Below are 6,739 nucleotides of genomic sequence, written 5' to 3'. Positions count from 1 at the left end.
GAGCGCGTCTTGCAGCGGTATTTTATAGCCTGCGGTGATGGTCTGCTCTGGAATCGACAAAGAGAAACTGCTGTCAAAGCTGTGGCCCTTATCGTTCACCCAAGGCTTTTTCCATTTGAGCGTGCCACGCACGCCCACATCGGTCGAGTAGCCAATACCCGTCTCGATTTGATTGCGCGCTTGTGGGGCGAGTGACACTTTCATCGGCAGCTCACGAGTTTGACCTAGGTAACTCAGATCAGGCTCGACAAACACCGATGAAAACCAATCAGTATTGGAGAGATTTTGGTTGTATTCCCCCACTTTGGAGACCAAATAGGGCTCGCCCTCTTCATAGGGGGATAAGGACACCACACGGTCCTCGCGGATTTGGCTGCCGCTAATGGTATTTCGACCAAACGCATAGCGCATACCGCTGTCGTAGTAGAGGCGAATAAAGGCTTGATTCAACTCAGGTGCAATCTCTAGGCGGCTGACTTGATAATCGCCTTCAAAGTAGCCTTTGCGCAGCGCTAAATTGCGAATCCCAGATTTCAGCGCGTCGTATTGGCTGTGATTGAGCCTAGCACCTTCGACCAAACCGCTTTGGGCAATCAAGGCACTGAAGTCGGCATCATTGGCCGCTTCACCGGCGATTTGGACATCGACTTTCTCAATCAAGATTGGCTCGCCGGGCTGCACCGTAACGCTCAGCTCTGTGCTCTCTTTTCCGACTTGAAACGTAAACTCTGGGTGATAATAACCAAGCGCATTCAACGCTTCGGTGATGGTGCGCTCGAGACGAGCTTGAAAACGAAGACCGGTACTGTATTCCTTTTCGGGGATCGAGGATAAATACGCCTCGACGTTATCTTCTAACTCGCCGTCCAAACCAAGAATCGACAAAGAGACCTCTTGCGCGAGTGCCCCTGTAGAGAGAAAGAGCGTTAACAGTGCTGGTAAAGAGGTTCTTATCATGCTTAATTAGGTACCCAAACGTAATGACCAAAATAATAGCGCCAGTGAATTCATAAGTCTGTACGAAAACAGCAGATGAGCGGCTCTATTTTCAAATAACTGACAAAGGACAATTCAATGGCAGGCAAACAGACCATGATCGACCCCAATCTTGCCCTACCCGGTCGAGAAACACCAATGGTCATCAACCCCACTCACTTCGTCAATCAATCCAATATGACCGCACCAGCGCCACAAGGTTGCGAGGAAGTCTTGATCGGCATGGGATGTTTCTGGGGCGCCGAACGCCTGTTTTGGCAACTTGATGGCGTGATCACTACCTCGGTCGGCTACTCCGGTGGTTTTACTCCCAACCCCACTTACGATGAAGTGTGTACCGGCAACACTGGCCACACTGAAGTGGTACGCGTAGTGTTTGATCCTAGCCGCTTAAGCTTTGACGCCTTATTGGAGAAATTCTGGGAGCGTCACGACCCGACTCAAGGCATGCGTCAAGGCAATGATATCGGCACTCAGTATCGCTCGGCACTCTACCTATTTAGCGATGAACAATACCAAACCGCCATTGCATCTAAAGCGCGTTACGAAGCGTTGCTCGGCGATCAGTTTGGCGCCATTACCACCGACATTTTACCCGCGGGTACCTACTATCTCGCCGAGGAGTACCACCAGCAATATTTAGCCAAAAACCCAGACGGCTATTGTGGACTAGGTGGAACGGGCGTCTGCTTTATCTAAGCGGCGAATTTTGCCTCATTCACATTTTCAAGGGTAGGAATAAGGACAATTCCTACCCTTTGTCTATTTAGGGTATATACTTTTTCCGCAACCATAAAAGGAAGAACATAATGAAAAACAAAACCCTACTCGCTCTCATGCTGGCTTGCTCTCCAGCGCTCTCCTTTGCGCACAACCTGACGGTTGGCCAAGCCGTACCCGCGGTGGACGTCAGCAGTCACGGTGAAATTTTGCTTGATGGTGACCAAACCCGCTTTGCCCCTTGGTCATCGACTGACCTGGTGGGCAAGGTCAGAGTGATCCAAGCGATCGCGGGTCGTAGCAGCGCCAAAGAGATGAACGCCCCACTGATGGCGGCCATTACGGCGGCAAAATTTCCAGAGGATCAGTATCAAACGACCTCAATCATTAACCAAGATGATGCGATTTGGGGGACGGGCTCTTTCGTCAAATCCTCGGCTGAAGACAGCAAGCTGTCCTTTCCTTGGTCTTCCATGGTGTTAGATGAAGAAGGGGCAGTGGCCAACGCATGGGCACTGGCAGAGAAATCGTCGGCGATCATAGTGCAAGACAAGCAAGGCCAAGTACTGTTTGTCAAAGAAGGCACTCTCTCTGAGACTGAGATTGAGACGGTACTCAATCTTGTGCGTGACAATCTGTAATACAGTTTCGATTGTTCGGCTGACAGGAGTTGTTATATTATAACAGCTCCTGTTTGCTTTTGATGATGTGCCGATAATGCGATTGTTCTTCTCGACGCCACACCGAACTCTGATCGTGTTCACCACGATCTTGCTGACCTTATGGCTCAGCTTCGCGTCTGTGGAACACGCCTTAGATCATCACCCTGATCACCACACCCATCATCAATGCGAGCTGTTTCTCGCTTTGCATCACGGCATCATGGCCGCGCTGCTTATCGTTGTCCTGTTACCCAGCCGCTTTTCGGTATTGACGGCGCTGCCTCGTTACTCTCGTCAACTCGGCACCTTTGCGTACCTAGCTCGCTCGCCACCCACCTTAGGTTCATGCACCTTTTAACGCCCGATGTTGGGCAAACCTTTAATGAATCATCACAGGAATTAACATGAACACATTCACACCAATCGCACTGGGTATGACGCTTGCTTTCTCAACCACCACCTTTGCCGAAGAGACATTTCGTCAGCACGATGCCCACGTCCATGGTCAAGTGGAGTTTAACATTGCCCAAGATGGCAAAGAGCTATTGATCGAAATCACCGCTCCCGGCGCCGATGTCGTCGGTTTTGAACACGCACCAAGCACCGATGAGCAAAAAGAGACACTAAGCCGCGCCGTCACCACACTCAACGATGCAAGCACCATTTTCACGCTGGCCTCACAGGCCAACTGTCGCCTTGAGCATCGCTCTGTCTCTCATACACTCGGTGAAGAGGGGCACGATGACCACGATCATGATTCACACGATCACGACAGCCATGACCACGACAGCCATGACCACGATAAACACGATCATGACTCACACGATCACGACAGCCATGACCATGATAAGCACGATCATGACTCACACGATCACGAGTCGCACGGTGGTCACGGTGAATTCACCATCGAGTACCACTATGAGTGTGAAAGCATTCAAGCGCTTAATAGCATCGACACGCAATGGTTTAACCACTTCCCATCAACGGAAGCGATCAGCGTGAACCTATTGACCGATCAAACGCAAGCCGCATTGAAACTCGGTCAAGGTCAAACTCGTATTGCATTTTAATCGTTGATGTTTAAGCATTAACCCTCATTCGCGGCCCAACTGTTGGGCCGCCTTCAAGCTCAAGGACTCTTCATGGCGACAAAAGAAGCGCATCCCGTTGTCGAGTTAAACCAAGTAAGTTACACCTGGCCTGGCAACAGTGAGCCAACATTAGTCATCCCGTCGTTAACCGTGAATCGCGGCGAACATCTGTTTATCAAAGGCCCAAGTGGCTGCGGGAAATCAACACTGCTTGGCTTACTCACTGGCATCAATAGCACCTCAAATGGTCAAGTTCGAGTTCTTGGCCATGAGCTGTCTGCCCTTTCAGGCAGTGCTCGTGACCGTTTTCGCGCCGACCAAATAGGCTACATCTTCCAGCAGTTCAATTTGCTGCCCTATTTGAGCGTATTGGAAAATGTCATGCTGCCGTGCCAGTTTTCAGCGCTAAGACGCAGCCAAGTAACCCCATCATTGCAAGAGAACGCCAAACAGCTATTGGATAAATTACGTCTGCCACAGGCACTGATCAATAAACCTGTGGTGGAACTGAGTATTGGTCAGCAGCAACGCGTCGCAGCCGCTAGAGCCTTGATCGGTCAGCCACAAATTATTATTGCCGATGAGCCGACCTCTGCGCTCGATTACAACAACCGCAGCGCTTTTATTGAACTGTTGCTTGAGCAAGTCAACCAAGCCAACTCTACCCTGCTGTTTGTGAGTCATGACCCGACCTTAGAAGCGCAATTTGATCGCACGCTCGACTTACAACAGATCAATCAAGCAGGAGCCCAGGTATGACCCCGACTCTCAGCCTTGCGTTTAAAAGTGTACGCAACCGAAAAATGACGGCCATCTTGACCATTTTGACCGTGGCCATTTCCGTCGTGCTGCTACTGGGTGTCGAGCGAATTCGAACCCAAGCCAAATCCAGCTTTGCCAATACCATTTCAGGCACAGATTTGATTGTTGGTGGACGCTCTGGGCAGGTCAATCTGCTGCTCTACTCCGTGTTTCGAATTGGCAACGCGACCAATAATATCGATTGGCAAAGTTACAAAGAATTTAGCCAACATCGCGCGGTCGACTGGGCCATTCCTATCTCGCTAGGTGACTCGCACCGAGGTTTTCGCGTGATGGGCACCAACCACAGCTATTTTGAACACTATCGATACGGACAAAAGCAGCCGCTGGTCATCAAGCAAGGGCGCGAGTTTGAATCTTTACTGGAAGCGGTGATTGGCGCCGATGTGGCCAAAGAACTGGGCTATAAAGTCGGTGAAGAGATCATCATTGCGCATGGCATTAGTGATGTGGCGTTTAACCGTCATGAGAATGCCCCTTTTACTGTCGTCGGTATTTTAGCGCCCACCGGCACACCCGTAGACAAAACGGTGCATGTCTCGCTAGAGGCGATTGAAGCCATTCATGTGGGGTGGGAAAGCGGCGCCAATATGGGCAACAACCCAGACGCGGATCAGTTGGCCAGCATGGACTTCCAGCCGAAACAAATCACTGCGATGCTGATCGGGCTAAAGTCTAAAATTCAGACCTTCAGCTTGCAGCGTGCCATCAACACCTACCCGAAAGAGCCGCTCAGCGCGATCATGCCGGGGATCGCTCTGCATGAGTTGTGGAGCATGATGTCAGTCGCCGAACAAGCGCTGATGGCCGTCTCTGGCTTTGTGGTGGTCGCCGGGTTATTGGGGATGCTGTCGAGCCTGTTAACCAGCCTACAAGAGCGCCGCCGAGAGATGGCGATTCTCCGCGCGATGGGCGCAAGACCGCGCCATGTCTTTAGTTTGCTGATTTTAGAAGCCAGTACGCTGACCTTCATCGGCATCTTAACCGGCACCGCTTTCTTGTATCTCGCGCTCGCCATTGCCGCGCCGATTATCCAACAAAGCTATGGCATCAACCTACAAATGCAGATATTGTCCCAGTATGAACTGATGCTACTTGGTGCTGTTCAACTGGCGGGAACCGTCATTGGCTTTATTCCCGCGTTGCGCGCCTACAGGCAATCTCTCAGTGATGGAATGACAATTAGAGTGTAATTATGACCAAAATAGTTTCTATATTTATGCTGGCAATAAGCATGGTAATGACCAGCTTTTTCAGCCACGCCTCGGAGCCATTAACCTTAGAGTGGATCGATCTCGTACCAGAGAATGAACGCAACCAGTTTGACTCATTCGGCATGCCGGATCCGAACGTAGACCACTCAGGTGGCACGATGGAGCAATCAAAGATTGGTGGCGTGCGCCAAGATCTTAACGGCAGCACAGTGCGAATCCCTGGCTTTGTCATTCCTTTAGAAGGAGATGCAGAGAAGGTCACCGAATTCTTGCTTGTACCTTACTTTGGTGCCTGTATTCACGTACCGCCACCGCCACCAAACCAGATCATTTACGTGAAGTTCCCTCAAGGGGCACCAGTGCAACAGCTGTGGGACGTGATTTATGTGGTCGGTACGCTCAAGACAGAAACCATGAGTCATGAGTTGGCCGAAACGGGTTACCTGATTGAAGGCACCGCGATTACTGAGTACGACGATCAGTAACCCCTCGAATCCATTAACAATAAAGCAACCTGTTAAACGCCCAGCTTAGGTCAGATATCGAGAGAGATACGCTAGGATCCCGAGATAAGTCAGGAGTAAAAAGGCGATTAGCAGGTGCTTTTTCAGTTTTTCATCACTTGAAAACTTCATAAAGCCCTCCAAAACAATAGCAACAATTTTAACAACTTATTATCATTCGTGATAGTGATATTTTTATAATCTTATTCGGATAAGCATCACACTCTATGGCGGGTAGCATCCGGCATCGCTGTGCAATATGATTTAATAACGATATGACTGCTAAGGAATATCATCATGTCTGAGCCAAATAAGCCGGTTGTGATTGAGCACGACGCTACCCACACCGATAAGCAAGAAAAAAAGTCCAGCTACGTCAAAGACAGCGCCAGCCGTATCCTCACCATCGCCCAGCAATATGGGTTGGATGCCATGCTGCAAGCGCAAACACCGGAAAAAACGGCACTCGAACGCGCTTTGTTGCGCGAGCGTAAACGCAAAGAGCTCAGACAGAAAAACCTTGAGCAGATCCTAAAGCTTGCTCACACCTCATGTAAGAACGAAACCGCAGGCGATCCTGACCAAGATTGGTTGTATCGATTCTTCGATATGGCGCAAGAGGTGCACAACAGCGCTATGCAACGTTTGTGGGCTCAGGTGCTGAAGCGTGAAGTCACCAACCCTGGCTCCACGTCGATGAAAGCCCTAAAAGTGCTGCAAGATATGACGCC

9 protein-coding genes are annotated in these 6,739 nt (G+C 50.2%); 8 read left to right on the top strand and 1 reads right to left on the bottom strand.

Annotated elements, in window-relative coordinates; translation table 11 throughout:
- Positions 1-957 (bottom strand): autotransporter assembly complex protein TamA (locus AC6R1O_RS17585; RefSeq protein ID WP_500657506.1); only part of this gene is annotated, 957 nt, incomplete at its 3' end.
- A gap of 117 nt (positions 958-1,074) precedes the next feature.
- Here AC6R1O_RS17585 and msrA point away from each other — a divergent pair.
- The 8 genes from msrA to AC6R1O_RS17545 form a co-directional block, all read left to right on the top strand.
- Positions 1,075-1,695 (top strand): peptide-methionine (S)-S-oxide reductase MsrA, encoded by a 621-nt coding sequence (msrA, locus tag AC6R1O_RS17580; protein WP_500631184.1) that lies wholly within the window; start codon positions 1,075-1,077, stop codon positions 1,693-1,695.
- A gap of 110 nt (positions 1,696-1,805) precedes the next feature.
- A complete protein-coding gene (locus AC6R1O_RS17575; RefSeq protein WP_500631183.1) occupies positions 1,806-2,357 on the top strand; it encodes a YtfJ family protein in 552 nt (183 codons plus the stop codon).
- Between the two features lie 76 nt (positions 2,358-2,433).
- Positions 2,434-2,736: a DUF2607 family protein gene (locus AC6R1O_RS17570; protein ID WP_500631182.1), complete on the top strand. Its 303-nt coding sequence runs from the start codon at positions 2,434-2,436 to the stop codon at positions 2,734-2,736.
- Positions 2,737-2,782: 46 nt separating this feature from the next.
- The gene (zrgA, locus tag AC6R1O_RS17565) at positions 2,783-3,448 is read left to right on the top strand and encodes a zinc uptake protein ZrgA (RefSeq protein WP_500657505.1); all 666 of its coding nucleotides are present in this window, start codon (positions 2,783-2,785) and stop codon (positions 3,446-3,448) included.
- A gap of 72 nt (positions 3,449-3,520) precedes the next feature.
- On the top strand, positions 3,521-4,228 hold the full coding sequence (locus AC6R1O_RS17560) for an ABC transporter ATP-binding protein (RefSeq protein WP_500631180.1): 708 nt from the start codon (positions 3,521-3,523) through the stop codon (positions 4,226-4,228).
- Positions 4,225-5,484, top strand: a complete 1,260-nt coding sequence (locus AC6R1O_RS17555; RefSeq protein ID WP_500631179.1) for an ABC transporter permease — start codon at positions 4,225-4,227, stop codon at positions 5,482-5,484. Before AC6R1O_RS17560 ends, AC6R1O_RS17555 begins: the two co-directional genes overlap by 4 nt.
- Before the next feature lie 2 nt (positions 5,485-5,486).
- Entirely contained in the window at positions 5,487-5,990 is a 504-nt protein-coding gene (locus AC6R1O_RS17550; RefSeq protein ID WP_500631178.1) for a DUF3299 domain-containing protein, read from the top strand.
- A 315-nt stretch (positions 5,991-6,305) separates the two neighbouring features.
- On the top strand, positions 6,306-6,739 hold a 434-nt coding region (locus AC6R1O_RS17545; RefSeq protein ID WP_500657504.1), incomplete at its 3' end, for a DUF2806 domain-containing protein.

This window comes from Vibrio sp. R11-SG3-ISO3-SZ (genome assembly GCF_059834345.1).
Note: the sequence above shows the minus strand (reverse complement) of the source record. Positions and strands in the feature narration are given on the sequence as shown.

Coding starts and splice junctions, on each gene's coding strand:
- msrA (WP_500631184.1), top strand. CDS start 1,075: ATGGCAGGCAAACAGACCATGATCGACCCCAATCTTGCCCTACCCGGT.
- AC6R1O_RS17575 (WP_500631183.1), top strand. CDS start 1,806: ATGAAAAACAAAACCCTACTCGCTCTCATGCTGGCTTGCTCTCCAGCG.
- AC6R1O_RS17570 (WP_500631182.1), top strand. CDS start 2,434: ATGCGATTGTTCTTCTCGACGCCACACCGAACTCTGATCGTGTTCACC.
- zrgA (WP_500657505.1), top strand. CDS start 2,783: ATGAACACATTCACACCAATCGCACTGGGTATGACGCTTGCTTTCTCA.
- AC6R1O_RS17560 (WP_500631180.1), top strand. CDS start 3,521: ATGGCGACAAAAGAAGCGCATCCCGTTGTCGAGTTAAACCAAGTAAGT.
- AC6R1O_RS17555 (WP_500631179.1), top strand. CDS start 4,225: ATGACCCCGACTCTCAGCCTTGCGTTTAAAAGTGTACGCAACCGAAAA.
- AC6R1O_RS17550 (WP_500631178.1), top strand. CDS start 5,487: ATGACCAAAATAGTTTCTATATTTATGCTGGCAATAAGCATGGTAATG.